Source organism: Variovorax sp. FW305-3-2-15-B-LB1 (assembly GCF_058787635.1).
On the sequence record NZ_JBYSZY010000030.1, the window covers coordinates 42820 to 68623 of the forward strand.

A 25804-nucleotide genomic window follows, 5' to 3' on the forward strand; every position below is an offset into this window, starting at 1 on the left:
CAGGAGCTTCCATGTCCTTCGTCTTCACGCCCCCTTCCATCGTCGGCTTGCCCATCGTCGGCTCCGACCGGCAGTTCCCCGTGCGCCGCGTCTACTGCGTGGGCCGCAACTACGCGGCGCATGCGCGCGAGATGGGCTTCGACCCCGACCGCGAACCGCCGTTCTTCTTCTGCAAGCCCAACGACGACGCCTCGGTCGTGCCCGTGGCCGAAGGTGCCACCGGCGCCGTGCCGTACCCCTCGCTCACGAGCAACTACCACTACGAAGCCGAGCTGGTGGTCGCCATCGGCAAGGGCGGCAAGGACATTCCTGTCGACCAGGCCGCCAGCCACATCCACAGCTACGCCGTGGGCCTGGACATGACGCGCCGCGACCTGCAGATGAAGATGCGCGAAGCCGGCCGCCCCTGGGAGATCGGCAAGGCCTTCGACTTCTCGGCCCCCATCGCGCCGCTGCGCACGCTGGCCGACGTGGGCGAGATCAACGCCGGCGCCATCACGCTCGAGGTCGACGGGCAGGTGCGCCAGAACAGCGACATCACGCACCTGATCTGGTCGGTGAACGAGGTCATCGCCAACCTCTCGACGCTGTTCGCGCTGCAGCCCGGCGACCTGATCTTCACGGGCACGCCCGAAGGCGTGGGCGCGGTGAAGCCGGGCCAGACGATCAAGGTCAGCATCGAGCGCCTGCCATCGCTCACGGTCCGCATCGACTGAGCGTCCCGACCCGCGCATGACCCTCTCGAAGCATCCTCCTTCCGTGCTGCTCGTCGGCGGCGGCATCGGCGGCATGGCGGCCGCGCTGGCGCTCGCACGCCTGGGCGTGGCCATCGACCTGCTCGAACAGAGCGCCGTCATCGGCGAGATCGGCGCCGGCCTGCAGCTCGGCCCCAACGCCTTCGCCGCGCTCGACGCGCTGGGCGTGGGCGAGGCCGTGCGCCGCAACTCGGTGTTCACCGACCGGCTCGTGATGATGGACGCGGTCGACTGCAGTGAAGTCGCCTCGGTGCCCGTCGGCGAGGCCTTCCGCGCGCGCTTCGGCAACCCGTATGCCGTGAGCCACCGCGCCGACCTGCACGGTGCGATCCATGAGGCCGTGAAGCAGCATCCGCTGATCCGCTTCCACACTTCGGCGCAGGTCGAGGTGATCGACATCGGCGCGCACGGCGTCACGGCCGTCACGCGCGACGGCCGCCGTTTCCAGGCCGATGCCATCGTCGGCTGCGACGGCGTGAAGTCGGTGGTGCGCGCCAAGCTCATCGGCGACGCACCGCGCGTGTCGGGCCACGTGGTCTACCGCGCCGTCGTGCCCGCGGCCGACATGCCCGCCGACCTGCAATGGAACGCGCCCGTGGTCTGGGCCGGCCCGAACTGCCACCTCGTGCATTACCCGCTGCGCCACGGCGAGCAATACAACCTGGTCGTCACCTTCCACAGCCGTGAAGAAGAAGAGTGGGGCGTCACCGACGGCAGCAAGGACGAAGTGCTGTCGTACTTCGAAGGCGTGCACGCGCGCCCGCGCCAGTTGCTCGACCGCCCGACCTCGTGGCGCCGCTGGAGCACCGCCGACCGCGACCCCGTCGAGCGCTGGAGCGACGGCCCGGCCACGCTGCTGGGTGACGCGGCGCATCCCATGATGCAGTACCTCGCGCAGGGCGCCTGCATGGCGCTCGAAGACGCCGTGACGCTCGGCGAGGCCGTGAAGGCCTGCGACTTCGACATGACCGCCGCCTTCCAGCGCTACGAACAGGCCCGCATCGCACGCTGCGCGCGCGTCGTGCTGTCGGTGCGCGAGATGGGGCGCCTGTACCACGCCCAGGGCGTGGAGCGCCTGGTGCGCAACAGCCTGTGGACCGGGCGCACACCCGAACGCTTCTACGATGCGGTCGAATGGCTCTATGCCTGGCGGCCCGAGCACTGCCTGGGCGAGGCGCCCGCGCCGCGCTGATCCGCGTTTCTCTCTTCATCATCTACCAACGAGGCCGAAGGCCCAGGAGACACCCCATGAACTTTCCGCGCGCATTGCTGACGACCGCCGTCCTGGCCCTGACTGCCGCCTCCGGCGCCTGGGCGCAGGGCAGCGACTACCCGAGCAAGCCGGTGACGCTGATCACCCCGTTCGCGGCCGGCAGCGGCCCCGACGCGGTGCTGCGGCTCGTGTCCGACAAGCTCTCGCGCCTGTGGAACCAGCGCGTGGTGGTCGACAACCGGCCCGGCGGCGGCGGCTTCATCGCCATCGACCAGGCGCGCCGCGCCGCGCCCGACGGCTACACGCTGCTGCAGCTGGACAGCGAGCACATCGCCGCGCTGCCGCACCTGTACAAGTCGCGCAACTTCGTGACCCTGCAGCACTTCGACCCGGTCGCCTCGCTGTTCCGTACGCCCTTCTTCGTGGCCGTGGCCACCGAGTCGAAGTGGAAGACCATGGGCGACCTGATCGCCGCCGCCAAGGCCAACCCCGAAGGCATCGTCTATGGTTCGTGGGGCGTCGGCAGCCCGGGCCACCTGGGCGCGCAGCAGCTCGAGGCGCTCACGGGCATCCGCATGCGGCACGCGCCGTACCGCGAGGTGTCGCAGCTGTATTCCAACGTGGGCACCGGCGAGGTGCCGTGGGCCTTTGCGAGCATCCCGTCGAGCCAGGGCATCTACAAGGCCGGCAAGCTGCGCTACATCGCCGTGGCCGCGCCCAAGCGCATTCCGCAGATGCCCGACGTGCCCACCATGGCCGAGGCCGGCGGCCCGGCCTCGCTGGAGGTCAATTCCTTCGTGTCGCTGCTGGCGCCCAAGGGCGTGTCGGCGGCCGTGAAGGCCAAGATCAACGCCGACGTGGCCAAGGTCATCGCCGACCCCGACATCCGCGCCCGCTTCGACACCTTCGCCTTCGAGCCGCTGGCCTGGTCGCCCGAGGAGATCGAGCGCAATGCCGAGGCCAAGTCGAAGGTGTACGGGGAGCTGGTGCGCCGGGGCAACATCAGCCTCGACTGACGAGGGTGCGCCTTGCCCAGGGCTCGGCGCGCCAGTTAAGCTGGCTCTCTTTGCATTTTTGTTTACCTTTTAACTGTCTTTTCCCATGCAAGCCACCAAGAGAGCCCTCCTGATCGCCTGCGGCCTGGCCGCCACCGCGGCGCTGCCGCTGTCCGCCAGCGCCGACACCCTCGCGTGGCCGACCAAGCCGATCCGCCTGCTGGTGGGTTTCCCGGGCGGCTCCACGCCCGACATCGCGGCGCGCACCATCGCCGAGCCGCTGTCCCGCGCGTTGGGCCAGCCGGTCGTGGTGGACAACAAGGCCGGCGCCTCGGGCAACATCGCGGCCGACCAGGTGGCCAAGGCCACCGACGACCACACGCTGGGCATCGTCATCAACGGCAACCTCACGTCGTCGAAGATGCTGTACCCCAAGCTGCCGTACGACCCGGCGAAAGACTTCACGTACCTGTCGCTCATCGCCACCGCGCCGCTGGTGCTCGTGGCGCAGAACAGCCTGCCCTCGGGCACCGCCTTCTTCGATGCCGCGCGCCAGGCCGGCGACAAGTGGAACTACGGCTCGGTGGGCGTGGGCTCGGTCGGCCACCTGGGCATGGAACTGCTCAAGAGCCGCGTGAACGGCTTCAAGCCCGAGCACGTGCCCTACCAGGGCAACCCGCAGGTCGTCACCGGCATGCTGGGCGACCAGGTGCAGATGGGCCTGATCCCGCCGGGCGTGGCCATGCCGCAGATCCGCGCCGGCAAGCTCAAGGCCGTGGGCCTCACGGGCGGGCGCAGCGCGCTGGTGCCCGAGATCGCCCCGCTGGCCGAAGCCGGCGTGAAAGACTTCAACCTCGAGGTGTGGGTGGCGCTGCTCGGCCCGGCCAGCCTGTCGAAGCCCGCGCAGGCGCGCATCAGCCGCGAGATCGAGATCGTCATGAAAGACCCCGACGTGCGCCGCAAGCTCTTTGAGCAAGGCTGGCAGGCCGTGGGCACCTCGCCCGACGGCATGCGCACGCGCGTGAAGGAAGAGGCGGCGATCATGAGCAAGATCATTTCGACCCGCGGCATCAAGCTCCAGTGATGGCGACGACGCAGCAACAACACACCCTGACCGAACCGGCACGCGCGCTGCCGGTGTTCGGCGACTTCGACGTGGTCGTGGTCGGCGGCGGCCCCGCCGGCATTGCCGCCGCCGTGAGCGCCGCGCGCCACGGCGCGCGCACGCTGCTGGTGGAGCGCTACGGTTTTCTCGGCGGCATGGGCACCGCGGGAGGCGTGACCAACTTCGCGGGCCTGTACGGCAAGCGCCGCGGTGAGATGACGCAGCTGGTGCGCGGCGTGGTCGACGACCTCATCGACCGCATCGCCGGCTTCAACGGCATGAACGCGCCGCAGAACGGCATGGGCGGGCGCATCTGCGTGCGCTCGTACGACACCTCGGCCTACAAGCTGGCCGCCGACCAGCTGCTCGAAGCGGCCGGCGTGCAGATGCTGTTCCACGCGTATGCCGCGGCGGTGCTGCACGACGGTAGTCGCATCACCGCGCTGGTGGTCGAAACGAAATCGGGCCGCCAGGCGATCCGCGCCAACGCCTTCATCGACGCCAGCGGCGACGCCGACGTGGCGGCCTTCGCGGGCGTGCCCTTCGAAGTGGGCGACGGCCACGGCAGCGGGCTGTTCCCGACCACCATGTTCCGCATCGGCCAGGTCGACGCGCCGGCCGCGCTGGAAGCGGTGGGCGAGTTCTCGGCCATCAACGGCTTCATGGCGCGCGCCGAGCAGCAGCACCCGGGCAAGTACAGCTTTCCGCGCGAAGGCGCGATCCTGCGGCCCAACAAGGACCCGCGCGAGTGGCGCGCCAACGTCACGCAGATCCGCAACGCCGAAGGCCGCGCGATGAACGGCGTCGATGCGCGCGAGCTCAGCGACGGCGAGCTCGAAGGCCGGCGCCAGATCGCGGCGTACTTCAAGTTCCTGCAGGCCGAGGTGCCGGGCTTCGCGCCGTCGGCCATCGTGGAGATCGCGCCGCAGGTCGGCATCCGCGAGACGCGGCGCATCCAGGGCCTGTACGCGCTGGGCCGCGAGGACATCCTCGGCTCGGCCACCTTCGACGACACCATCGGCCTGAACGCCTGGCCGATGGAAATGCACGCCGACGGCCGCATCGAGTGGGCCTTCCCGCGCGACGAGGCCAACGCCTACAACCACCTGCCGTGGCGCATGCTGGTGCCGCAGACGCTCGACAACCTGCTGGTGGCAGGGCGCTGCGCCTCGATGACGCACGAAGGCCAGTCGGCCGCGCGCGCCAGCGGCGGCTGCTTCGTCATGGGGCAGGCGGCGGGCACCGCGGCGGCCTCGCTGGGCAGCGGGCGCTTCGCGGCGATCGACGTGGCGGCGCTGCAGAAAAAGCTGCTGGCCGACGGCGTCGACCTGGACCGTTGAGAAGGTGTGAACGAATCCGCCATGCCCGCTCATCCCGCCCAGACACGCCCCCTCTGCGTTGCAAATGCTCGCCATAGCCCGGCTATGGCTGCGCTTTGCGCCTTGAGGGGGCGCGCCTGGGCAGGCTGCTCGGCCACGCCGGATTCATTCACACCTTCTGAGCGCGGCGCGGCGCTAGAGTCCGGGGCTGGATGAACTCGAACCCCGGACACACCGTGCCTCTTTCTTCTTCGCTGTCGACCCCCGCGCGTCGGCTCTTCCTGGCGCTGGCCTGCGCCGCCTTCGGCCTGCTGCAGGTGGGCTGTGCCAGCACCCCCGAGGGCGACCCCGTCCACGGCAAGGACCGCGTGCTGAGCTTCGTCGCGGCCAAGGACGGCCGCAAGGTCGCCATCGCCGGCGACAAGTACCACTACGTGTTCGACGGCGACCCGTCCGTGGCCGCGCTGCTGCGCTGGGACGGCCGCACCAAGGTCACGCCCGCGCTCATCGGCGAACTGAAGGTGGCGCGCAACCAGAGCTTCGAAGGCCAGTACGTGCTGATGGCCTTCGACGCCGACCTGACCCCCGAAGACCGCAACTTCCTCGTCCAGACCGGTTTCGCGAAGGCCGAGGTGAAGTACGGCGACCGCACCGGGCCGGTGCTGCGCTACTTCGGCACGGTCTACGGCAAGCGCTACGCGGCGGTGGCGCTGAAGTCGGCCGACACGGTCGATTTCTCGCGGCGCCAGTACCTGAAGTACGTCGAGCAGGAAACGCTCAGCGGCCCCTTCAGCCAGGCCGCGCGTTCGCCGCTGGCGTACGGCGCCGACGGCGCGATGCTGCTGGGCGGCGTGCCGGTGCGCATGGTGGATGGCGGCACCGATCACGGCTGCAGCCTGCGCCTGATGCTGGACATCTGCTTCTTCAAGTAGGCCCGCCCGGGAGGCGCTGACCGGGCCGCGACAGCGCGCGGGCCCGGCCTTTGCTATCGTCGTGGATTGCTTTTCTGCGCCGAATCCCTTCCCCCGATGACCCCCGAACCCGTCCTTGCCGCCCGCCTCGTTGCCGACCTCGTCGCCCTCATGCAGCTCGAACCCCTGGGCGGCGACCGCTTCCTGGCCCAGAGCGAGGACATCGGCACGCCCGCCGTCTTCGGCGGCCAGGTGCTCGGCCAGTCGCTCATGGCCGCCAGCCTCACGGTGGGCGCCGAGCGCCCGGTGCATTCGATGCACGCCTACTTCCTGCTGCCCGGCGAGCACGCGCCCATCGAGTACAGCGTCGACCGCGTGCGCGACGGCCGCAGCTTCACCACGCGCCATGTGGTGGCGCGCCAGCAGGACCGCATCATTTTCGAGATGTCGGCCTCGTTCCAGACCGTGGACGAGGGCGTCGAGCACCAGTTCCCCATGCCCGCGGTCGAAGGCCCCGAGGGCCTGACCAGCGAACTCGACCAGCGCATCGCGCTCGGCGATCGCCTGCCCGAACCCTGGCGCTCCAAGGCCATCCAGCCGCACGGCATCGAGTACCGGCGCGTCGACCCCGAAGACCTGCTGCGGCCCGAGGTGCGTCCCACCGAGAACCAGAGCGCCATCTGGATGCGCGCCATCGCGCCGCTGCCCGACGACCTGACGGTGCACCGCGCGCTGCTGGCCTACGCCTCCGACCACGGCCTGCTGCGCGCCGCCATGCTGCCGCACGGCCTGAGCTTCATGAGCGGCCAGGTGCGCCCCGCCAGCCTGGACCACGCGATGTGGTTCCACCGCGATTTCCGTTTCGACGACTGGCTGCTCTACGTGGTCGACTCGCCCAGCGCGGGCGGCGCGCGCGGCCTGTGCCGCGGCAGCCTCTACACGCGCGACGGCCGCCTCGTGGCCTCGGCGGCGCAGGAGGGCATGCTGCGCATCCGCAAGCCGGGATCGCCGCGCACGCCGATCACGGGCTGAACGGCCTGCCTCCTTTTTCAACACCTACTCGATCACTCCGGCCATGAAGATCTTCTTCTCTCCCGCGTCTCCCTTCGTGCGCAAGTGCATGGTCGTGGCCCACGAGCTGGGCGTGGCCGACCGCATCGAGAAGCTGCCCAGCGCGGCCGGCCCGGTGAAGCGCGACGCCCGCATCCTGCCGACCAACCCGCTGGGCCAGGTGCCGACCTTCCTCACCGACGACGGCCAGGCACTGTTCGACAGCCGCGTGATCTGCGAGTACCTCGACACCGCGTACGCCGGCGGTCTGTTCCCGGCCGCCGGGCCCGCGCGCTGGGCGCGCCTGACCGAGCTGTCGCTGGCCGACGGCATGACTGGCGCCGCGCTGCTCGCGCGCTACGAGACCATGCTGCGCCCCGAGGCGCTGCGATGGAGCGACTGGACCGACGGCCAGCTCGACAAGGTGCGCACCGGCCTCGAATGGCTGGAGGCGGCGGCGCCGTCGTTCGGTGATCGCGTCGACATCGGCACCATCGCCTTCGGCTGCGCGCTGGGCTACATGGACTTCCGCTTTCCCTCGGTGGACTGGCGCGCCCAGGCGCCGAACAGCGCGAAGTGGTTCGCCGTGTTCAACCACCGGCCGTCGATGCAGGCCACGTTGCCGACGGCCTGAGCGATGACGTTCGACGATCTCTCGCGCCGCACCGGCATCGAAATTCCCCCGCTGCTGCAACAGCTCCTCGCCAGCGGGCCGCCTGATCTGGTCGGCTTCCCCGACTTCGAGTGGCTGGACGCCGAGCAGGCGGCCAACGACCTCGATGAGTGGCTCGACGCCAAGTGGCAGGACGGCCGCCGCTTCCTGCCCTTTGCGCAATCGGGCGCGGGCGACGCCTACTGCCTCGTGCCGCTGGACGGCGGCGCCGTGGGCGTGGCCTTCGTGTGGCACGACGACGAGGAAAGCAGCGTCGGCCACGGCTCGTTCGCCGATTTCGTCTGCGCGAAATTCCTGGAAGCCTTCGTCGACCTGAGCTACCTCAGCGACTGGGACCTGTCCGAGCCCGAGATGGCCGAGCGCATCGCGGCCGACGTGGTCACCGTCACGGCTTTCATGGACGGCACGGAAACCGCCGCCTACCTGCAGGCGCTGAGCCGGCAGCCGCTGGTGTCGCGGCCTTTCAAGACGGGCCCGCGCGCCAGGCCCGAGCAGGTGCCCTCGCTGATGCCGCAGGCCGAGTTCGAGGAAGACCTGAAGCGCTTCACCCTGCAGGACAGCGCGCCTTTCCCCGTGAAAGCGCGCTGGGACATCGAGGGGTAGGCTACGGGGTTTCATCCGAAGGAGGAACCCACCATGTCAGATCAGAAAGTAGCCATCGTCACCGCCGGCGGCAGCGGCATGGGCGCCGCGGCGGCGCGCAAGCTCGCGGACGACGGCTTTCGCGTGGCCATCCTGTCCTCGTCGGGCAAGGGCGAGGCGCTGGCGCAGGAACTCGGCGGCCTCGGCGTGACCGGCTCCAACCAATCGAACGAGGACATCCAGCGCCTCGTGGACAAGGTCATGGCCGAATGGGGCCGCATCGACGTGCTCGTGAACAGCGCCGGCCACGGCCCGCGCGCGCCGATCCTGGAGATCAGCGACGACGACTGGCACCGCGGCATGGACGTCTACTTCCTGAGCGCCGTGCGCCCCGCGCGCCTCGTGGCGCCGCACATGGTGAAGCAGGGCGGCGGCGCGATCATCAACATCTCGACCTTCGCCGCCTTCGAGCCCGACCCCGTGTTCCCGACCTCGGGCGTGTTCCGCGCCGGCCTCGCGGCCTTCACCAAGCTCTTCGCCGACCAGTACGCCAAGCACAACGTGCGCATGAATAACGTGCTGCCCGGCTTCATCGACAGCCTGCCCGAGAAGGACGTGTTCCGCGAGCGCATCCCGATGGGCCGCTACGGCCGCAGCGCCGAGATCGCCGCCACCATCGGCTTCCTGGCCTCCGAGGGCGCGGGCTACATCACGGGGCAGAACCTGCGCGTGGACGGCGGCATCACGCGCTCGGTCTGAACCCGGCAAAGGCGCCCATGACCGCCCCCACCCCGGTGCGCCAGCACATGGACCGCACCCTTGCGTCCTATGAAGCGTCCGCGCGCGACTACAACGCGATCGTGGCGGGCCACCGGCCGCCCGAGATCGAGGAGGCGGTGCGCCGCATGATGCAGCGCGTGCCCGCGGGCGGCACCGTGCTCGAGATCGGTTCCGGATCGGGGCAGGATGCCGACTTCGTCGAATCCCTGGGCGGCGTCGTGAGGCGCACCGATGCGGTCCAGGCGTTTCTCGACCTGCAGGCCGAGCGCGGCAAGAAGGGCGAGCTGCTCAACGTCGTCACGGATGCGCTGGGCGGGCCCTACGACGCGGTCCTGGCGATGTGCGTGCTGATCCATGTCGATCGCGCGCAGATCGCGCCGGTGCTGCGCAAGGTGTTCGACGCACTCGTGCCCGGCGGGGTTTTTCTCGCGGCCATGCGCATCGGCGAAGGCGAGACCCTGGGCGACTACCAGACCGTGTACTGGTCGAAAGACGCGTTCGCCGACGCGCTGGTGGCGGCGGGCCTTGACCTGCAATGGGACAGCCAGTGGATCGGCCGCGACGACGTGACGTGGGCCAACTTCCTGGCGTGCCGTCCGCGCTAGCGGACGAACGAGCGCGGGCTCACACGCCCAGGTAGCGCGTCCACAGTGACCGGTCGGCGTCGAGCGCGGCCGAGTCGCCCTGCCACACCACGCGTCCGCGTTCGAGGATCACGTGGCGGTCGGCCAGCGGCAGCAGGCGCTGCACGTACTTGTCGACCACCAGGATCGCCTCGCCTTCGGACTTGAGCGTGGCGATGCAGTGCCAGATCTCCTCGCGGATCACCGGCGCCAGGCCTTCGGTGGCTTCGTCCAGGATCAGCAGGCGCGGGTGCGTCGACAGCGCGCGCGCAATGGCCAGCATCTGCTGCTCGCCGCCCGAGAGCTGGTTGCCCGCGTTGGCCTTGCGCTCCGACAGGCGCGGAAAGAGCTTGTACAGCGCCTCCACGGTCCAGCGCGGCGCGCTGCCGGGCCGGGGCCGTGCGAAGGCGCGCAGGTGCTCGTCCACGCTGAGGTTGGGGAACACGTGGCGCCCCTCGGGCACGATGGCCATGCCGCGCCGCGCGATGGCGTCCGGCCGGTGGCCGCCGATGGCCGCGCCGCAGAACTGCACGCCGCCGCGCATCGGCGCGATCGTGCCGGTCAGCACCTTCAGCAGCGTGCTCTTGCCCATGCCGTTGCGGCCCAGCAGCGCCATCACTTCGCCCGCACCGACGCGCACGTCGATGCCGAACAGCACCTGGCTGGCGCCGTAGCCGGCCTCGATGGCGGTGGCCTCGAGCAGGGTGGATTTCGTGGTCGTCGTGCTCATGCGTGTCCTTCCGCTTCGGTGCCGAGGTACACGGCTTGCACATCGGGGTGGCCCCGCACTTCGTCGGCCGTGCCGCTCATCAGCACCTTGCCCTGCACCAGCACCGTGAGCCGGTTGGCGAGGCGGAACACGGCGTCCATGTCGTGCTCGATGAGCAGGATGGCCATCGAGGCGCGCAGCGATTCGATCAAATCGACCATGCGCGCCGACTCGTCGGGGCCCATGCCGGCCATCGGCTCGTCGAGCAGCAGCAGCTTGGGTTCGGCGGCCAGCGCCAGGGCCACGTCGAGCGCGCGCTGCGCGCCGTGCGGCAGCGTGCCCGCGATGCGGTGGCGCTCGCTGCCCAGGCCCACGCGGTCGGCCAGTGCGTGGGCACGGTCGACCAGGTCGCGTTCGTTGGCGCGCGGTGCCAGGAAGCGCAGGCTGCTCCCTGCATGGGCCTGCGCCGCGAGCATCAGGTTGTCGTGCACCGTTTCCTTGGCGAACACGCGCGTCACCTGGAAGCAGCGCGACATGCCGGCGGCCACGCGCTGGTGGTCCTTGTAGGCCGTGATGTCCTGCCCGTCGAGCATCAGCCGGCCCGCGTCGGCCTCCAGCAGGCCGGTGATGAGGTTCACCAGCGTGGTCTTGCCCGCACCGTTGGGACCGATGAGCGCATGCACCTCGCCGCGCTCCACCGTGAGGCTCACGTGGTCGGTCGCCAGCAGGCCGCCGAAGCGCTTGACCAACCCTTCGATTCTGAACAGGCTCATGGCTTGGCGCTCCCTGCGGCAGTTGCAGCGGAAGCCGCTGCTGCTGCGACCGTGCGGCGTTTCGTCGACAGTGCGGCGAGGCCGCGCGGGGCCCAGAGGGCGACGGCGATCAGCAGCAGGCCCAGCGGCATGTGCCAGTGTTCGGTGTGCTGCTTGAGCACTTCCTCGAGCACCAGCCAGACCACGGCGCCCACCGGCCCGCCCCAGCTGCGGCCCAGGCCGCCGATGACGACCATCACCACCAGCGTGGCCGACTGCGTCCAGTGCATGGTCGCGGGGCTCACGAAGCCGTTGCCGCCGGCCAGCAACGCGCCGGCCAGCCCGGCGATCGCGCCAGCGATGGCGAAGGCCACGAGCTGCAGCCGGAACACCGGGTAGCCCAGCGCGCGCATGCGCGTCTCGTTGTCGCGGATGCCCATCAGCGCATGGCCGAAGCGCGCCTGCGTGGCGCGGTGCAGCCACCACAGCGCGAGCGCGACCACCACGAGCACCACCCAGTAGAAGGTCGACTCGTTGCCCAGGTCCAGACCCGGCAGCAGCGTGGGACGCGACATCAGCGTGTAGCCGTCGTCGCCGCCGTACTTGCGCAGTGACACGACGACGAAATACAGCATCTGCGCGAAGGCCAGCGTGGTCATGATGAAGTACACGCCGCGCGTGCGCAGCGCCACCGTGCCGATCAGCGCGGCCACCAGGCCCGCCACCAGCGCGGCCAGCGGCCACAGGAGCCAGGCCGACATCACGCCGGCGTCGCTGAGCGCCACCACCGTGTAGGCGCCCATGCCGATGAAGCCCGCGTGCCCGAGCGCCACCATGCCGCCGAAGCCGAGGATGAAGTTCAGGCTCGCGGCGGCCAGCGCGACGACGAGCACGCGCCGCACGAAGCCGATGTAGAAGTCGAGCCCGAACAGCGGCGCGACCAGCGGAAAGGCCGCGAGCGCCACGAGGAGCAGCCCGAGGCCGAAGGTGCGTGACGAGGGTTTCATGCGCGGGCGGAGAAAAGGCCGGAAGGCCGGAAGATCAGGACGACGACCATGAGCGCGTACATCGCCACCTCGGCGAACAGCGGCCCCAGGTCGGCCGCCGTGGCGGGCGGCAGCGTGGCGCGCAGCAGCATCGGCACGAAGGCGCGGCCGATGGTGTCGACCACGCCGACCAGCAGCGCGGCCACGAAGGCGCCGCGCACCGAGCCGATGCCGCCGATCACCAGCACCACCAGCGCCGGGATCAGGATGGCTTCGCCCATGCCCACCTGCACCGCGACGATCGGGCCCATGAGCGCGCCGGCCAGTGCGGCCAGCGCCGCGCCGAGCAGGAACACGCCGTTGAAGATGCGGCCCACGCGCACGCCCATCAGCTCGGCCATCGGCCGGTCGGACGCACCCGCGCGCACCCGCATGCCGATGCGCGTGTGGTTCACGAGCACGTACAGCGCCAGCGCCATCAGCAGGCCGCCCGCGAGCACCACGAGGCGGTACGAGGGGTAGGGCAGGCCGTCCATCAGCTCGACCGGGCCCGAGAGCGCGGCCGGCGTGGGCGCCATCACGGGCGAGGGGCCCCAGATCATCTTGACGATGTCGTCGGCCACCAGGATCACGCCGAAGGTGGCGAGCACCTGCGCCAGGTGGTCGCGCTTGTAGAGGCGGCGCATCAGCAGCACCTCGATGAGCAGCGCCACCACCACGGTGACGAGCACCGCGACCACGATGGCGGCGGCGAACGAGCCGGTGCGCGTGTGCGCCTCGGCCGCCACGTAGGCGCCGGCCATGAACAGCGAGCCGTGCGCGAGGTTCAGCACGTCCATGATGCCGAACACCAGCGTGAGGCCCGCCGCCAGAAGAAAGAGCATCAGGCCGTAGCCGATGCCGTTGAGCAATTGCTCGAGGACGAGGATGCCGCTCATGGAAAGACGAGCCGCATCACTTCATTGCGCACTTGCTGGCGTAGCTGTCGCCATAGTTCGTGAGAACCGTGTTGATCAGCTTGTTCGTCACCTTGCCTTGCGCGTCCTTGCCGATCACGCGCAGGTAGAAGTTCTCGATGGGGAAGTGGTTGTTGGCGTACTTGAAGGTGCCGCGCGTCGAGGCGTAGTTGGCCTTCTTCAGGGCAGCGACCACGGCCTCGCGGTTCTGCGCGTTGCCGCCCGATTGCTTCACGGCGGCGTCCATCGCGAGGATCGCGTCGTAGGCCTGCGCGGCGTACACCGACGGGTAGCGGCCGTTGTATTCCTTGCGGAAGGCGGCCACGAAGGCCTTGTTGGCGGCGTTGTCCAGGTCGTGCGCCCAGTGCGAGGTGTTGAACAGGCCGAGCATGGGCTCGCCCACGGCGCCGATCACGTCCTCGTCGGCCGAGAAGCCGCTGGTGACGAGCGTGATGTCCTTGGACAGGCCCGCGCCCACGAACTGCTTGATGAAGTTGATGCCCATCGCGCCGGGCAGGAAGAAGTAGATCGAGTCGGGCTTGGCCGCGCGCAGCTGCGCGAGTTCGGCGGCATAGTCGATCTGGCCCAGCTTGGTGTACAGCTCGTCGGCCACCTGGCCCTTGAACTGGCGCTTGAAGCCGCCCAGCGCATCCTTGCCGGCCGGGTAGTTGGGGGCGATCAGCACGATCTTCTTGAACGCGCGGTCTTGTGCGAACTTGCCGGCGGCCTCGTGGAACTGGTCGTTCTGGTAGGCGGTGCCGAAGAAGTAGGGGCTGCACTGCGCACCGGCGAACTGGCTCGGGCCGGCGTTGGCCGACAGGTAGGGCACCTTGGCGTTGAACAGCGTCGGGCCCACGGCCAGCGCCACGTTGGAGCCGATGGGGCCGCTGAAGATGTCGATCTTGTCGCGCTGGATCATGCGGTCGACCAGCTGCTTGGCCTGGTCGGGGCTGCCGGCCATGTCGGCCTGCACGAACTCCACGTCCTGCCCGCCGAGCTTGCCGTTCAGCTGCTTGATGCCCAGCGCGAAGCCGTCGCGCGCCTCGGCGCCCAACGCCGCGAAAGGCCCCGAGATATCAAGGGCCAAACCCACCTTGACCGGCGCGGCCACGGCCGACACCGAGGCCCCGAGGGCGGCGCCGCACAGCAGCAGCGAGATCAGGGTGCGCGGCAGCGCGGGCGATTTCAGGAACGTGGGGCGCATCGGGTTCTCCGGCTAGGGAAGGGTTGAGACAACTGAACTGTTGATAGTTAAATACTTTAGCCGTAAACAATTCGGTGTCAACGGTACTAGCACGAATGGTGCCAGTGAACCGTGTCGCTTCCGTCGCGTCGGTCTCTTCCAGGAACACCGCGGAACCGGCTTTGCCGGGCCGCTGGTGTTGCCCCCTGCAAGGGGGTTGGCGTAGCGACACGAAGTGCGCGAAGACTGGGGGTTAGCCAAAAGGACTGGCCGTCGCGAACCAGAGGCCGATGCCCGTTGCGATGATGAAGGCCCCGTCGGTCACGCCTGCGACCAGGAAGAACTTGGTCTGCAGCGTGTCGACCAGTTCGGGCTGGCGCGTCGTGCCTTCGAGGAACTTCTGGCCCACCAGCGCGATGCCGATGCACGAACCCAGTGCGGCAATGCCGATCAGCAGGGCGACGGCGAGCGGGAGGATGTTGAAGCCGGTCATGGTTTTTTCTCCTGGTTGATGAATCGATGGACCCACTGTTCCAGAACGGGTGCATCGAATCCATGACGCGGGAGGTCATGCGCCAGACGAAAAAAAGGCCGGCCGTCGAAACGGCCGGCCTGAGCTCAGGCGCGAAGCGCAGGGCTTAGGGCAGCTGTGTCCAGTTCTGGTTGTTGCCGCCGTTGCAGGTCCAGGTGATCAGCGCCGTGTCCTGCGTGGTCGAGCCGTTCGGCACGTCCAGGCACGAACCCGAGGCGCGGTTGCGCACCGTGCCGCCCACCAGGCTCCACTGCGCCGTGTTGCCCGACGAGCAGGCCACCTGCACCACCGCAGCGTTCGTGGTCGCCGTGCCGTTCTGCGCCAGGCACAGGCCGCTGTGCTCGGCGATGAACTGCACGTAGCCGCCGGTGACCGGCGTCATGGTGAACTTCTCGTTGCCCGCATTGCCGCACGGCCATTGCACCGCCGTCGCGCCGCTGGTGGTCGAGGCGCCCTTGATGTTCACGCACATCGTCGGGTTGAGGTCGGAGCGCAGCCGCGTGACCACCGCCGGGGCGGTGTCCTGCGAGCGCACGTACTCACGCAGCGCCACCACGTCGTTCGCCGGCAGGCTGGAGGCGTTGCCGTGGCCGCCCGCGAGCAGGTCCTGCAGCGTGGCCGCCTGGCCGTTGTGGAAGAACGCGGTGGTGTTCCAGGTGCCCGACAGGGTCGGCGTGTCGAAGCCCACACCCGCCAGCGGCTGGTTGCTGCCCTTGCCCGACGAGGCCTGGATGGTCCCCACGTCGTGCCGCAGGCCGTCGCGGAAGGTGGCACCCGTGTGGCAGGTGGCGCACTGGGCCGTGTTGAACACGGTCTGTCCGCGCACCGCGTCCACGCTCAGGCTGCCGTCCGCGGCGCGCGCCGGGCTGCGCATGTACTTGTTGAGCGAACCCAGGTACACGGCCAGGTCGTCCAGCTGCGCGCTCTTGCCGGCCTTCGGGGCGCCCAGTGGGGCCTGCGTGGCGGCCCAGTCGGCGTTGCTCAGGAAGCCCGTGCCGCCGAACTCGTTGCGGATGTCGTTCTCGAAGTCCTGCACCTCGTCGAAGTTGGCCGTCCAGTGCAGCTTGCCGTGGCTGGTGCCGCGCCGCCCTTGCAGGCTGATGGTGCGGCGCAGGCCTTCGCCGCGCTGGGTGAAGTCCCACACCATGCCGTCGTCGCCGCCGTCCGCGTGGCAGCTGGCGCAGGAGATGTAGTTGTCCTTGCTCATGCGCCGGTCGGCCGCGTTGTAGAACACCTGCTTGCCGCGCAGCGCCGCGGCCGCCATCGGCTCCTGCGCCACGGTGGCCACGTTCTGCAGGAAGATCGCCGCGTTGGTCTCGGCCGACAGCACCTTCGCCACGTCGTGCACCGACACCGAGCGCGCCAGGAAGTTGTTCACGAACAACCGCTTGCGCGCCGCATCGAGGTACAGGCCATGCGGGGCGCTGCTGGCGTTGATCTCGCCGCGAATCGCGCGGGTGTAGCTGTCGACGATGGCGACGCGGTTGCCTTCCATCTGCGCCACGAACAGGTAGTCGCCGGCGGGCGAATACAGCGCGGCGCGCGCGGGTGCGCGGTCGTCGAAGTCGATCTGCTCGGAGAACACCTCGGCGGCGCTTTGCAGGTTCACCTGCGACAGGATCGAGCGCACCGTCTGGTCGTGCGGCAGGTCCTTGCCGTCGCGGAAGCGGCCGCGCACGATGTTGTCCTTCTTCGAAGGCAGCACGGCGCGCGAACCGTCGGGCGAGATCACCACCTGGCTCAGGTAGTTGGCCACGCCGCGCGCGCGGCTCTCGGTGTCGACGGTCGCGGTGTCCACCGGCAGCGGGATGGTCTGCAGCGCGGTCAGCGACTGCAGGTTCACCTTGTGCAGCTGGCCGCCCGTCATCTTCGACTTGAAGCGCGTGACGTAGGCCACCTGCGAGTCGGCGCTCACGGCGATGCCGCGCACGCCGCCCTCGAGCGCCAGCGCACCGGTGGTGGCGCCGTTGCTGGGGTCGAAGCTCATGAGCACCGACTTGCTTTCCAGCGTGAGCAGGCCCTTGGCGCCGTTGGGCGTGAAGGCCACGCCGTAGGGGCCGCTGCCGTAGGCCAGCGGGATCGACACCGACTGCGAGCCGTCGGCGGCGTTGAGCGCCACCAGCTTGTCCTCGCCCTGCACCGCGACCCAGATGCGGCCGTCGGGGCCGACGGCCAGCGTCTTGGCCTCGTCGCCGACGCGCACTTCCCACAGCTTGGCGAGGGTCTGCGCATCGATGGCGGCCACCGTGCCGCTGTCGGGGTTCACCGAGTACACCCGGCTCGCATCGCCCACGATGTTGGTCGTGTGCGTGGGCGCGGTCGCGGTGACCGGCGCGATCACGGTCACGTTGTAGGTGTAGTAGGTCTCGCGGCCGCTGCTGTCCTTCACCGTCAGGGTCACCGTGTAGTGGCCGGGGGTGGTGTAGGTGTAGCTCGTGTTCGGCTGGTTCGAGAACGCCGTCTGCGTGCCGTTGCCGAAGTTCCAGCGGAACTGCACGCCGCTGGCGCCGAGCGTCGCGGGGTTGAAGCTCAGCTGGCCGTTGACCAGCTTGGGCCCGCCGCCCAGGCCCGGGTCGCCGATGATGGCCTGGCCGCGCAGCGTGTCCACCTCGGCCTGGCCGAGCACGCGGCCGTACACGCGCACCTCGGCCAGCGTGCCCTTGAAGAGCGCGGTGTTGCCCTGGATCTGGCCCATGACCTGGAACTTGGTCGACAGGCCCTTGGTGCCGGTCGGCCCGGTCGACGTGGTCTTCACGCCGTCGACGTACACCGCCTGCGCGCCCGAGGCCGCGTCGCGCGTGAGCACCACGTGGTGCCAGTTGCCGTCGTTCACGGCCGCGGTGGAGGTGGTGCCGCCGTCGTTGCCCACCGAGAGCTTGATGCGCCCGCCGGTGTCCAGCCAGCCCCAGAACACGTCGTCGGTGCCGCCCGACTGGTCGCGACCGAAGATGCCGGGCGCGGTCCACGAGTTGGCAGCGCCGGCCTGCGTGGTCTTCATGTAGAAGCTCAGCGAGGCGGTGCTACCCAGCGCGCTGGCCACGGTGTCGTTCTTCAGCGGCACTCCGGCGGTGCGGTTCGCGAAGTTCAGGCCGATGCTCTCGAACGCGTCGCCGGTGGCGGGCGTGCCGTTGTTGGCGCCGATCTGGTCGCCCAGGTTGCCCGTCAGCGGCCAGTGGTGCATCAGGTTGATGTCGCTGGCGTTGCCGGTGTTGAAGGTGGAGCGGTAGTCGGCGCCGATGGCGTTGCCCGCATAGTCCTTCACGCCGTTGGCCGGCAGGAACACCTCATAGCTGGTGCCCGGCAGCAGCGGCTGCGCGGGATGGAAGTTGACGATGCCCAGCTGCACGCTGTAGGTGCCCGCCAGCGTGTTGCCGCCCACCGGACGCACGATGAAGGTGTTGCTGTTCACGCTCTCCGGCAGGATGTTGTCGGTCATGCCCAGGCCGATGCGCGAGCTGAGGGCCTGCTGCTTCGCACCGTTGGCGGGCGAGACCTGCTTCACTTCGGGCTTGGTGGTGTCGGGGTCCACCGCGTGCACGACGAAGCCGCTGCCCGAGCCGTGGTCGTTGCCCACGAAGACGAGGTTGCCGAACATCGCGACCTGGCCGTTGTCCGAGTGCGAGAAGTTCGGGTCGTCCTCGCGCAGGATGCTGCCGCGGCCCACCTCCACGTGGTTGAGCGGGTTGCTCACGTCCACCTTGTGGATGCGGGTCTGCGCGCCTTGAATGACGTAGTTGTCCTGCGTGGCGCAGTACAGCTGCTCGTCGATGACGAGCCGGTTGTCCTCGGCCACGAAGCGCGAGCGGTCGCTCAGGTCGTAGCTGTACATCTTGGCGCCGCTGCCGCGTGCCGACGCGTGCACGCTCTTGCCGTCGAAGCAGGTCGCGTAATAGAACGGCGTGGCGCCGGCGATGGAATCGAGCACCTTGGGGTTGAGCGGGTCGGAGATGTCCAGGCTCGCGAAACCACCGTTGCTTTCCATCGCGGTCAGCACCATGTGGTTGCCCATCGTGAAGATCGGGCCGAGCCGGAAGCCGCCGAGCTCGCCGGTGGGCACCGGGTTGGGCTTGCCGGCGCCGCGGTTGGCGACCACCGCGTTCGCGGGGTCCGTCGCGTCGACGATGAACATGCCCCGGCCGGCCGAGGCCACGTACAGGTAGGGCGCCTGCCACCACAGCTGCCAGGACACGTTCTCGTAGTCGCCCGAGTTGACGCCGGGCAACACCAGCTTCTTCACCTGCTTGATGTCGTTGATGTCGGTGAAGTCCCAGAACTCGACGCCGTTGATGCTGGGCAACACCACGTAGGTCTTGCCGCCGATCTTCGCGGTGCCGAAGGAATGGGTCTCGCGGAATTCCTTGGTGCGGCCGCCTGTCGCGTCATCGGGCTCGTAGATCTTCTTGACGAGCCTGATCTGGCGCGGGTTCGACACGTCGTACAGCAGGAAGCCGCCGGGGCCGAGGCCGCTGTCCGGCGCGAAGGAGGTGAGGAAGTAGCCGTTGACCATGATGCCGGCGTTCATGCCGTAGTCCTTGCGGCCCGGGTACGTGGCGGGCACGTCGCGCGCCTCGTAGGCGTCGCTGTGCGCCGGGTCGAGCGGGTGCGCGGCGCTGGTGATCATCGACACCGGCTTGAACAGTTCCGCCGAGGTGTAGGTGAGGTTGCCCAGGCCCGGCCCCTGCAGCGGGAGCGGGTCGGCCACGACGGCGGCAGCCGCCGTGGCCATCTTGTTGAGGGTCGTCATCGGACTGACCCCGGTGATTGCCGCATGCGTCAGCAATGTGACGCACGGCACCAGGAACGCCATCAGGAAATACCGGATCTTCATCGTCGCCTCCAGGTTGTTTGAAGTTCGCAGGGAACCCTCTTGTCCTTGGTTCTCTCGAGTCACTCGGTCGCTTGCAGGGAAAGCGCGCGCGCAGGCGCGCCCCCGGCGGGCAACGCATGCGTTGTCCGCCGTCCACTTCTTCTTCTGTCTTGCTCTCCCGCTGGTTGGCGCCGACGCTTTCCGGGGGGAAGGCGTCAGCGCCGGGGCGCTCTTATTTCACGCCGCCCGATTCGTAGATGTTCCAGGCCGCTTCGGCGCTGGCATCGTCGTGGATCATGGCCATCAGTGCGCTCACCACCGCCGAGGGGTTGGCGTGCTGGTAGACGTTGCGGCCGTACACCATGCCGACCGCGCCCTGGTCCAGGAGCACGCGCGAACGCGCGAACACCTGCTGCAGGTCTTCGCGCCCGCCGCCGCGCACGAGCACGGGGCAGCGCGCGGCCTGCACCACGCGGTGGAAGTCGGTGGCGTCGGTGGTCGGGTCGGCCTTGACGATGTCGGCGCCCATCTCGCGCGCCAGGCGCGTGAGCGTGACGATCTTCTCGGCGTCGCCATCGACCATGTAGCGGCTGGTGGCGGTGGGCGCCTGCATCACGAGCGGCTCGATCATCAGCGGCATGCCGTAGCGGTCGCAGTCGGCGCGCACGCGGGCGATGTTCTGCACGCACTGGCGGAACAGGTCGGGCTCGTCGGGCAGCATGAACAGGTTGACGACCACGCAGGCCGCGTCCCGCTGCACGGCGGGCAGCACGGGGTCGTCCTGGTTCTGCAGCACGGCCCACATCACGCGGTGGTGCACGGCGTTGTAGGGGTTGCCCATGTCCAGGCGCATCACCAGCGCGGGGCGATCGCGCCCGGGCCGGTCCTGCAGCAGGTCGGACTGCCCGTAGTTCAGCTGGATCGCATCGGGCTTCGCAGCCACGAGCTTGTCGATCACGCCGGGCATGTCCTCCAGGCCGTCCAGGAAGGTGGGTTCGTTGCACACGCCATGGTCCAGGGCGATGTCCAGGCAGCGGCCGTTGTGCAGCAGGCGGTTGAGCCGCGCGGTCTTGTCTTTCGACATGAAGGAAGAACTCCGTGTTGAGGAAAAAGGAAGGGAAGAAAGGCGCGCGCTCAGGCGAGCGCGTCCAGGTGGCGCTTGGCCGCAGCGTCGATCAGCTGCAGGGCCTCGCTGTCGAGCACGACCGCGCCGGCGCCGGCGTTCTCGATGGCCTGCTGGCGCACGCGCGCACCGCACAGCGCCACCGAGACGGTGCCGCGGGCCACGGTCCAGGCGATCATCATCTGGCCGAAGGAGCAGCCCAGGTGCATGCGCAGCGGCTCCAGCGTGTCGAAGAAGGCCTTCAGCTTGGCGCGGTTGGCTTCGCTGAAACGCGGGTTGGTGGCGCGCTGGTCGTCGCCCTTGAACTCGCGCGCGGGGTCGATGGGCCCGGCCAGCAGGCCCAGCGCCAGCGACGAGTAGCCCAGCACTGCCACGTTGTGCTCGGCGCACAGCGGCGCCAGCGTGGTCTCGATGCCGCGGTCGATGAGGCTGTAGAGCTCCTGCGCCGCATCGACCGGGCCGTGCTTGAGGTACTCCGACAGGATCTCGGGCGTTGCGTTGCTCACGCCGATGGCGCGGATCTTTCCCTGCTTCTTGAGGGCCAGCAGCGCGTCCATGGTCTCGGCCACGGGCGTCGTGTGGTCCTGCCAGTGCGTGATGTACAGGTCGATGTAGTCGGTCTGCAGGCGCTTCAGGCTCTCTTCGCATTCATGGAAGATCGAGTCGCGCCCGAGGTAGCGGTACACCGGGTGGCCGTCTTCCTCGAAGAAGTGCGTGCCCTGCTGCGTGTGCCACACCAGGCCGCACTTGGTGGCGATCACGGCCTCGTGGCGGCGGCCCTTGAGCGCGGTGCCGACGATGCTCTCGGAGCGGCCCAGGCCGTAGGCCGGTGCGGTGTCGATCAGGTTCACGCCCGCATCGAGCGAGGCCTGGATGGCGATCACGGCAGCGGCGTTGTCACCGCCGCCCCACATCCATCCGCCCATGGCCCAGGTGCCCAGGCCGATGGCCGAGCTTTCGATGCCCGAGGGGCCCAGGGTGGTTTTCTTCATCTGCGTTGCGTTGCTCATCGCTTGGTCTTTCTCGTGTTCAGGATGTGGTCGATGGTCACGGCCGCGAGCAGGATCAGGCCCTTGATCACGTCCTGCCAGTAAGGCGACACGTCGAGCAGGATCAGCGAGCTGGTCACCACCGACAGCAGCGCCAGGCCGAGCACGGCGCCGAGCACGGTGCCCGAGCCGCCCTTGAGGCTGGCGCCGCCGATCACGGCCGCGGCAATCACGTTGAGTTCCATGCCCATGCCGAAGGTCGGCGTGGCGGCGCCGAAGCGTGCCGTGTAGATCACGCCGGCCAGGCCCGCCGAGGCGGAGCACAGCACCGTGACCCAGAACTTCACGCGGCCCACGCGGATGCCGGCGTACAGCGCGGCCTTCTCGTTGCTGCCGGTGTAGAACACGCGGCGCAGCAGGGTGGAGCGGCGCAGCACGAAGTCGCTCACGATCACGATCGCCAGGAAGATCAGGATCACGGCCGGCACGCCGAACAGCGTGCCCTGGCCGATGAACTTGAACTCGGCCGGCAGCGAGAACAGCGACTGCGGCGTGCCCTGCGTGAGCGCCAGGCACAGGCCGCGCACGATCACCATGAAGGCCAGCGAGGCGATGAAGTGGTTCAGCCCGATGCGCGTGACGCAGCCGCCGATCATGGCGCCGATGAGGCCGCTGGCGCCGATGGCCACCAGGCTCGCAAGCCACGGGTCCATGCCCATGAGAAAGAGCTTGCCGGTCACCACCATCGCGAAGCACACCACCGAGCCCACCGACAGGTCGATGCCGCCGACGATGAGCAGGATGGTCATGCCCACCACCACGATGCCTTCGATGGAGAAGGACAGCAGCATCGCGCGCACGTTGTCCCAGGTGAGGAAGTAGGGCGATGCGAAGCTCATCGCGACGCACAGCGCCACGATGATCAGCACCAGCCCGGCCTCGCGCATGCTCGTGAGCTTGTTGGCCTGCTTCACGGGGTCTCCTGTTCGGCGGGGTTGCAGGGAGCCGGCCGTGGCCGTGGCCGCGGCGCCTGCGTCGATTCTGGTCGGAAAGTTCATGCCATTGCCTCTTCGGGTTCGCAAAGTCCGGAGGCCAGCCGCAGCAGGGCTTCCTCCGTCATCTCGTCATGGGCCAGTTCGCCCGCCAATCGCCCTTCGCGGATCACCAGTGCGCGGTCGCACAGGCCGATGATCTCGGGCAGTTCGGAAGAGATCACCACCACGCCCACGCCCTGGTCGGCCAGGTCGCGCAGGATGTGGTGGATCTCGGATTTCGCGCCCACGTCCACGCCGCGCGTGGGCTCGTCCATCAGCAGCACCGCGGGCTGCGTGGCCAGCAGCTTGGCGATCGCCACCTTCTGCTGGTTGCCGCCCGACAGGCTCGACACCTCGATCGCCACGCCGTCCGACTTCAGGTTGAGCTTGGCGCCCAGCTGCACCGCGAGCCGGTGCTCGGTGGCGCGCTGCAGCAGGCCCAGGGCCGAGCTCACGCGGCGCAGCGCCATCGACGAGATGTTCTGCGCGATCGGCAGGTCGAGGAACACGCCGGCCGCCTTGCGGTCTTCGCTGAGGTAGGCAATGCCTTCGCGCAGCGCGTCGCTGTACTTGCGGATGGCCAGCGTCTTGCCGTTGAGGCGCACGGCGCCGCGCCGCGCGGGGCGCAGGCCGCACACGGTCTCGGCCAGCTCGCTGCGTCCGGCGCCCATGAGGCCGGCGATGCCGAGGATCTCGCCGCGCTGGAGCGTGAAGGAGATGCCGTGCACGCGGTCGTCGTCGGCGATGCCGTCGACTTCCAGCACGGGGCCGGCGTTCGCGTCAGCGGCGGCGGATTGCTTGGGCGGGTAGTAGTTGCCCAGGTCGCGCCCGACCATGCGGCGCACCAGCTCGTCGGGCGTCATGCCTTCGAGCGGGCCGCTGTGCACGTTGCGCCCGTCGCGCAGCACGGTGGCGCGGTCGCAATGCGTGAAGATCTCGGCCATGCGATGGCTGATGTAGATGATACCGATGCCCTGCGCCTTGAGGTCGTGCAGCACCCGGAAGAGCGCGGCCGACTCGTTGTCGGTGAGGGCGGCAGTGGGCTCGTCGAGGATGAGCACCTTGCAGTCCAGCGTGAGCGCCTTGGCGATCTCCACCAGCTGCTGGCTCGAAATGCTCAGGTCGCGCACCAGCGCGGCCGGGTCGATGTCCTGGCCCAGGCGCGCCAGCACCTTGGCGGCGCGCGTGTTCAAGGCGGAGAAGTTCATCCACGCCTGTTTGCCGGCGTTGATTTCCGGCATGAAGATGTTCTCAGCCACGGTGGCGTCGGCGCACAGGGCGATTTCCTGGTGCACCAGGCCGATGCCCAGGCGCATGGCGTGGGCGGGGCCGTCGATGACGACCTTCTGGCCGCACAGCACGATCTCGCCTTCGTCGGGCTGGTGGATGCCGTCGATGATGTTCATCAGCGTCGACTTCCCCGCGCCGTTCTCGCCGCACAGGGCGTGGATCTCGCCGGCCTGCAGCGAGAAGTCCACGCCCGAGAGCGCGCGCGAAGCGCCGAAGCGCTTCGCGATGCCGCGCAGTTCAAGCAATGCGGCAGGGGTGCTCACTCGCCGATTCCCTTGGTGCCACGGCGGGCAAGGTACTTGTCCCAGTAGAAGTCGTCGGCGTTGGCCTTGCTGACCACGGCCAGGCCGTTGTCCAGGAAGGGCACCGACATCGGGTTCGTGCCGTTGCGCTTGGCGTCGTTCATCGGGTCGATGAGGCCGGGGTTCTTGGCCAGGAACAGCATCATCATGCCCATGTAGCCCTGCATGCCCTGGTTCGGGTTGATGGCACCGAACACGTCGCCCGACTTGATCATGTCCAGGATCTTGGCGTTGACGTCGCAGCACATCACCTTGATGTTCTTCTTGGTCTCGACCTTGGCCTGCGCCGCGCCGAGCGCCGAGTTGGCCTCGGGCATGAAGAGGGCGCCCAGGTTCGGGTTGGCCTGCGCCAGGCTCAGCACGGCCTGGTAGGCCTTGTTCGGGTCCTGGTTGCTGGCAGCGCGGCCGACCAGCTTCATGCCGGGGTGCTTGGCCTTCATGCGGTTCACGAACGCGGCGATGCGGCGGTCGTGGTTGTCCTGGCCCGGGTTCTCGAGCACGGCGTACTCGCCCTTGCCGTTCAGCGATGCGGCGATGGCGTCGGCGGCCTGGTTGCCTTCGCGGTCGTTGTCGGAGGTGATGAACGAGGTGCGCTTGGAGTTGGGCGAGTCGGCCGCGAAGGTCACGACCGGGATGCCCATCGCGGCGGCGCGGTTGATGGGTTCGATGAACGGGTCGGGGTTCATCGGGTGCAGCAGGATGCCGGCGGGCTTGCGCGCCAGTTCCTGTTCGAACGATGCGAGCTGCTTGTTCACGTCGTACTCCGGCGTGCCGGTGTAGCGGGTGCGAACGCCCAGCGTGCGGCCGAGCTGCTTCATCATTTCGTAGACCGGGAACCAGTACTCGACGCCCGAGACCATCACGTTCATCACGTAGACGTCGCTGGCATTGCCGCGCAGGCCGGCACCTGCCGCGGGGGCTGCGGCTTGCTGTTGCGCGAACGCGCTCGCACCGGCCAGGCCGATACCGGCGGCGGCTGCGGACTTCAGGAAATTACGCCTCATTCTTTGTCTCCTCACGTTGACTGGCAGAGCTTTCGGCCCGCCGTTGCGTGGCGGACCTGTGGACCGTGGTGTCACGACAGTTGTTATGACAGGCTAGAATGTAATGGCGGGCCGTTTCTCCCGATAACTAG

At 68.9% G+C, this 25804-nt stretch carries 23 protein-coding genes; 11 read left to right on the top strand and 12 right to left on the bottom strand.

Going from position 1 to position 25804, the window contains the following annotated elements; translation table 11 throughout:
• Positions 1–11: 11 nt before the first annotated feature.
• The 11 genes from AC3WQR_RS18925 (at position 12) to AC3WQR_RS18975 (ending at position 9988) form a co-directional block, all read left to right on the top strand.
• Positions 12–716: a fumarylacetoacetate hydrolase family protein gene (locus AC3WQR_RS18925; protein WP_492743139.1), complete on the top strand. Its 705-nt coding sequence runs from the start codon at positions 12–14 to the stop codon at positions 714–716.
• Positions 717–732: 16 nt separating this feature from the next.
• On the top strand, positions 733–1947 hold the full coding sequence (locus AC3WQR_RS18930; protein ID WP_492743140.1) for a 3-hydroxybenzoate 6-monooxygenase: 1215 nt from the start codon (positions 733–735) through the stop codon (positions 1945–1947).
• 56 nt (positions 1948–2003) lie between these two features.
• Positions 2004–2984 (top strand): Bug family tripartite tricarboxylate transporter substrate binding protein, encoded by a 981-nt coding sequence (locus tag AC3WQR_RS18935; protein WP_307696882.1) that lies wholly within the window; start codon positions 2004–2006, stop codon positions 2982–2984.
• Positions 2985–3069: 85 nt separating this feature from the next.
• On the top strand, positions 3070–4047 hold the full coding sequence (locus tag AC3WQR_RS18940; RefSeq protein ID WP_492743141.1) for a Bug family tripartite tricarboxylate transporter substrate binding protein: 978 nt from the start codon (positions 3070–3072) through the stop codon (positions 4045–4047).
• On the top strand, positions 4047–5408 hold the full coding sequence (locus AC3WQR_RS18945; protein ID WP_492743142.1) for an FAD-dependent oxidoreductase: 1362 nt from the start codon (positions 4047–4049) through the stop codon (positions 5406–5408). Before AC3WQR_RS18940 ends, AC3WQR_RS18945 begins: the two co-directional genes overlap by 1 nt.
• A gap of 215 nt (positions 5409–5623) precedes the next feature.
• Positions 5624–6319 (top strand): hypothetical protein, encoded by a 696-nt coding sequence (locus AC3WQR_RS18950; protein ID WP_307696884.1) that lies wholly within the window; start codon positions 5624–5626, stop codon positions 6317–6319.
• A gap of 96 nt (positions 6320–6415) precedes the next feature.
• Positions 6416–7330, top strand: coding sequence for an acyl-CoA thioesterase (locus AC3WQR_RS18955; protein ID WP_062476073.1), 915 nt, complete (start codon positions 6416–6418; stop codon positions 7328–7330).
• A 43-nt stretch (positions 7331–7373) separates the two neighbouring features.
• On the top strand, positions 7374–7982 hold the full coding sequence (locus AC3WQR_RS18960; RefSeq protein ID WP_095950702.1) for a glutathione S-transferase: 609 nt from the start codon (positions 7374–7376) through the stop codon (positions 7980–7982).
• A 3-nt stretch (positions 7983–7985) separates the two neighbouring features.
• Complete coding sequence (locus AC3WQR_RS18965; RefSeq protein ID WP_492743143.1) at positions 7986–8624, top strand: SMI1/KNR4 family protein; 639 nt, start codon at positions 7986–7988, stop codon at positions 8622–8624.
• Positions 8625–8657: 33 nt separating this feature from the next.
• Positions 8658–9362 carry an SDR family oxidoreductase gene (locus AC3WQR_RS18970; protein ID WP_095950700.1) on the top strand — a complete coding sequence of 235 codons (705 nt, stop codon included), beginning with the start codon at positions 8658–8660 and terminating at the stop codon, positions 9360–9362.
• A 17-nt stretch (positions 9363–9379) separates the two neighbouring features.
• Positions 9380–9988, top strand: a complete 609-nt coding sequence (locus tag AC3WQR_RS18975) for a methyltransferase (RefSeq protein ID WP_492743144.1) — start codon at positions 9380–9382, stop codon at positions 9986–9988.
• Positions 9989–10007: 19 nt separating this feature from the next.
• Here AC3WQR_RS18975 and AC3WQR_RS18980 read toward each other — a convergent pair whose 3' ends face one another.
• The 12 genes from AC3WQR_RS18980 to AC3WQR_RS19035 form a co-directional block, all read right to left on the bottom strand.
• Positions 10008–10736 carry an ABC transporter ATP-binding protein gene (locus tag AC3WQR_RS18980; RefSeq protein ID WP_070063431.1) on the bottom strand — a complete coding sequence of 243 codons (729 nt, stop codon included), beginning with the start codon at positions 10734–10736 and terminating at the stop codon, positions 10008–10010.
• Positions 10733–11488, bottom strand: coding sequence for an ABC transporter ATP-binding protein (locus AC3WQR_RS18985; RefSeq protein ID WP_159273561.1), 756 nt, complete (start codon positions 11486–11488; stop codon positions 10733–10735). Before AC3WQR_RS18985 ends, AC3WQR_RS18980 begins: the two co-directional genes overlap by 4 nt.
• Positions 11485–12474 (bottom strand): branched-chain amino acid ABC transporter permease, encoded by a 990-nt coding sequence (locus tag AC3WQR_RS18990; RefSeq protein ID WP_492743145.1) that lies wholly within the window; start codon positions 12472–12474, stop codon positions 11485–11487. Before AC3WQR_RS18990 ends, AC3WQR_RS18985 begins: the two co-directional genes overlap by 4 nt.
• The gene (locus AC3WQR_RS18995) at positions 12471–13391 is read right to left on the bottom strand and encodes a branched-chain amino acid ABC transporter permease (RefSeq protein WP_062476050.1); all 921 of its coding nucleotides are present in this window, start codon (positions 13389–13391) and stop codon (positions 12471–12473) included. The genes AC3WQR_RS18990 and AC3WQR_RS18995 overlap by 4 nt, the downstream gene beginning before the upstream one ends.
• Before the next feature lie 16 nt (positions 13392–13407).
• Positions 13408–14613 (bottom strand): ABC transporter substrate-binding protein, encoded by a 1206-nt coding sequence (locus tag AC3WQR_RS19000; protein WP_492743146.1) that lies wholly within the window; start codon positions 14611–14613, stop codon positions 13408–13410.
• 232 nt (positions 14614–14845) lie between these two features.
• A complete protein-coding gene (gene atpE, locus AC3WQR_RS19005; RefSeq protein WP_062476044.1) occupies positions 14846–15085 on the bottom strand; it encodes a F0F1 ATP synthase subunit C in 240 nt (79 codons plus the stop codon).
• Positions 15086–15230: 145 nt separating this feature from the next.
• A complete protein-coding gene (locus AC3WQR_RS19010) occupies positions 15231–19952 on the bottom strand; it encodes an Ig-like domain-containing protein (RefSeq protein WP_492743147.1) in 4722 nt (1573 codons plus the stop codon).
• A 211-nt stretch (positions 19953–20163) separates the two neighbouring features.
• Entirely contained in the window at positions 20164–21015 is an 852-nt protein-coding gene (locus AC3WQR_RS19015) for a class I fructose-bisphosphate aldolase (protein ID WP_492743148.1), read from the bottom strand.
• 50 nt (positions 21016–21065) lie between these two features.
• On the bottom strand, positions 21066–22064 hold the full coding sequence (locus AC3WQR_RS19020; RefSeq protein ID WP_492743149.1) for an aldo/keto reductase: 999 nt from the start codon (positions 22062–22064) through the stop codon (positions 21066–21068).
• Entirely contained in the window at positions 22061–23101 is a 1041-nt protein-coding gene (locus tag AC3WQR_RS19025; protein WP_070063424.1) for an ABC transporter permease, read from the bottom strand. Before AC3WQR_RS19025 ends, AC3WQR_RS19020 begins: the two co-directional genes overlap by 4 nt.
• Positions 23098–24630 carry a sugar ABC transporter ATP-binding protein gene (locus tag AC3WQR_RS19030; protein ID WP_492743150.1) on the bottom strand — a complete coding sequence of 511 codons (1533 nt, stop codon included), beginning with the start codon at positions 24628–24630 and terminating at the stop codon, positions 23098–23100. The genes AC3WQR_RS19025 and AC3WQR_RS19030 overlap by 4 nt, the downstream gene beginning before the upstream one ends.
• Positions 24627–25673 carry a substrate-binding domain-containing protein gene (locus AC3WQR_RS19035; protein WP_056584185.1) on the bottom strand — a complete coding sequence of 349 codons (1047 nt, stop codon included), beginning with the start codon at positions 25671–25673 and terminating at the stop codon, positions 24627–24629. The genes AC3WQR_RS19030 and AC3WQR_RS19035 overlap by 4 nt, the downstream gene beginning before the upstream one ends.
• Positions 25674–25804 lie beyond the last annotated feature (131 nt).

Bases quoted from the DNA above. Each gene is read 5' to 3' on its own strand.
- AC3WQR_RS18925 (WP_492743139.1), top strand. From the start codon at position 12: ATGTCCTTCGTCTTCACGCCCCCTTCCATCGTCGGCTTGCCCATCGTC.
- AC3WQR_RS18930 (WP_492743140.1), top strand. From the start codon at position 733: ATGACCCTCTCGAAGCATCCTCCTTCCGTGCTGCTCGTCGGCGGCGGC.
- AC3WQR_RS18935 (WP_307696882.1), top strand. From the start codon at position 2,004: ATGAACTTTCCGCGCGCATTGCTGACGACCGCCGTCCTGGCCCTGACT.
- AC3WQR_RS18940 (WP_492743141.1), top strand. From the start codon at position 3,070: ATGCAAGCCACCAAGAGAGCCCTCCTGATCGCCTGCGGCCTGGCCGCC.
- AC3WQR_RS18945 (WP_492743142.1), top strand. From the start codon at position 4,047: ATGGCGACGACGCAGCAACAACACACCCTGACCGAACCGGCACGCGCG.
- AC3WQR_RS18955 (WP_062476073.1), top strand. From the start codon at position 6,416: ATGACCCCCGAACCCGTCCTTGCCGCCCGCCTCGTTGCCGACCTCGTC.
- AC3WQR_RS18960 (WP_095950702.1), top strand. From the start codon at position 7,374: ATGAAGATCTTCTTCTCTCCCGCGTCTCCCTTCGTGCGCAAGTGCATG.
- AC3WQR_RS18965 (WP_492743143.1), top strand. From the start codon at position 7,986: ATGACGTTCGACGATCTCTCGCGCCGCACCGGCATCGAAATTCCCCCG.
- AC3WQR_RS18970 (WP_095950700.1), top strand. From the start codon at position 8,658: ATGTCAGATCAGAAAGTAGCCATCGTCACCGCCGGCGGCAGCGGCATG.
- AC3WQR_RS18975 (WP_492743144.1), top strand. From the start codon at position 9,380: ATGACCGCCCCCACCCCGGTGCGCCAGCACATGGACCGCACCCTTGCG.
- AC3WQR_RS18980 (WP_070063431.1), bottom strand. From the start codon at position 10,736: ATGAGCACGACGACCACGAAATCCACCCTGCTCGAGGCCACCGCCATC.
- AC3WQR_RS18985 (WP_159273561.1), bottom strand. From the start codon at position 11,488: ATGAGCCTGTTCAGAATCGAAGGGTTGGTCAAGCGCTTCGGCGGCCTG.
- AC3WQR_RS18990 (WP_492743145.1), bottom strand. From the start codon at position 12,474: ATGAAACCCTCGTCACGCACCTTCGGCCTCGGGCTGCTCCTCGTGGCG.
- AC3WQR_RS18995 (WP_062476050.1), bottom strand. From the start codon at position 13,391: ATGAGCGGCATCCTCGTCCTCGAGCAATTGCTCAACGGCATCGGCTAC.
- AC3WQR_RS19000 (WP_492743146.1), bottom strand. From the start codon at position 14,613: ATGCGCCCCACGTTCCTGAAATCGCCCGCGCTGCCGCGCACCCTGATC.
- atpE (WP_062476044.1), bottom strand. From the start codon at position 15,085: ATGACCGGCTTCAACATCCTCCCGCTCGCCGTCGCCCTGCTGATCGGC.
- AC3WQR_RS19010 (WP_492743147.1), bottom strand. From the start codon at position 19,952: ATGAAGATCCGGTATTTCCTGATGGCGTTCCTGGTGCCGTGCGTCACA.
- AC3WQR_RS19015 (WP_492743148.1), bottom strand. From the start codon at position 21,015: ATGTCGAAAGACAAGACCGCGCGGCTCAACCGCCTGCTGCACAACGGC.
- AC3WQR_RS19020 (WP_492743149.1), bottom strand. From the start codon at position 22,064: ATGAGCAACGCAACGCAGATGAAGAAAACCACCCTGGGCCCCTCGGGC.
- AC3WQR_RS19025 (WP_070063424.1), bottom strand. From the start codon at position 23,101: ATGAACTTTCCGACCAGAATCGACGCAGGCGCCGCGGCCACGGCCACG.
- AC3WQR_RS19035 (WP_056584185.1), bottom strand. From the start codon at position 25,673: ATGAGGCGTAATTTCCTGAAGTCCGCAGCCGCCGCCGGTATCGGCCTG.